Genomic DNA, 1,243 nt, shown 5'->3' on the forward strand with positions numbered 1-1,243 from the left:
CTTAATTATATAATGTGAATTTAAGGAGGAAGAAAGAAATGTCAAAAGAGAAATTTGAGAGAACAAAACCACATGTAAATATAGGAACAATAGGACATGTAGACCATGGTAAGACAACATTAACAGCAGCAATAACAATGGTGTTAGCAAAAGAAGGGAAAGCAGCAGCAACAAAATATGATGAAATAGATAAAGCACCAGAAGAAAAAGAAAGAGGAATAACAATAAACACAGCTCATGTAGAGTATGAGACAGACAAGAGACATTATGCTCATGTAGATTGTCCAGGACATGCAGATTATGTAAAGAACATGATAACAGGAGCAGCACAGATGGACGGAGCAATCCTAGTAGTAAGTGCAGCAGATGGTCCAATGCCACAGACAAGAGAACATATATTGCTTGCAAGCAGAGTAGGAGTGCAGTATATAGTAGTATTCTTAAACAAGGCAGATCAAGTAGATGATCCAGAATTAATTGAATTAGTAGAAATGGAAGTAAGAGAGTTATTGAATGAGTATGGATTCCCAGGAGATGACGTTCCAATAATAGTAGGAAGTGCATTAAAAGCAGTGGAAAATCCGGATGATCCAGAAGCAACAAAATGCATACACGAATTAATGGATGCAGTAGATGAATATATACCAACACCAGAAAGACCAGTAGATAAACCATTCTTGATGCCAGTAGAGGATATATTCACAATAACAGGAAGAGGAACAGTTGCAACAGGAAGAGTAGAAACAGGAGTACTAAAAGTAGGAGACGAATTAGAAATAGTAGGACTGAGCGAAGAGAAGAAGAAGACAGTATGTACAGGAGTAGAAATGTTCAGAAAGCTTCTTGATCAGGCAATGGCAGGAGATAATATCGGAGCATTGTTAAGAGGAATACAGAGAGAAGAAATAGAAAGAGGCCAGGTGCTTGCACAACCAGGAACAGTACATCCACATAAGAAATTTGTAGGCCAGGTATATGTACTTAAGAAAGAAGAAGGCGGAAGACATACACCATTCTTCAATGGATACAGACCACAGTTCTATTTCAGAACAACAGATGTAACAGGATCAATAGCACTACCAGAAGGAACAGAAATGGTAATGCCAGGAGATCATATAGATATGAACGTGGAGTTAATAACACCAGTAGCAATGCATGAAGGATTAAGATTTGCAATAAGAGAAGGCGGAAGAACTGTTGGTTCAGGAGTAGTTACTTCTATTGTTGAATAATTTGTTTGTAA

1 protein-coding gene is annotated in these 1,243 nt (G+C 37.6%); it reads left to right on the top strand.

Annotation, left to right across the window (positions count from 1 at the left end; translation table 11 throughout):
• Window positions 1-38: 38 nt before the first annotated feature.
• Window positions 39-1,232 (top strand): elongation factor Tu, encoded by a 1,194-nt coding sequence (tuf, locus tag J418_RS0115305; RefSeq protein ID WP_017752389.1) that lies wholly within the window; start codon window positions 39-41, stop codon window positions 1,230-1,232.
• Window positions 1,233-1,243 lie beyond the last annotated feature (11 nt).

This window comes from Clostridium tyrobutyricum DSM 2637 = ATCC 25755 = JCM 11008 (assembly GCF_000359585.1).
In the GTDB taxonomy this organism is placed as follows: domain Bacteria; phylum Bacillota; class Clostridia; order Clostridiales; family Clostridiaceae; genus Clostridium_B; species Clostridium_B tyrobutyricum.

Bases quoted from the DNA above. Each gene is read 5' to 3' on its own strand.
- tuf (WP_017752389.1), top strand. From the start codon at position 39: ATGTCAAAAGAGAAATTTGAGAGAACAAAACCACATGTAAATATAGGA.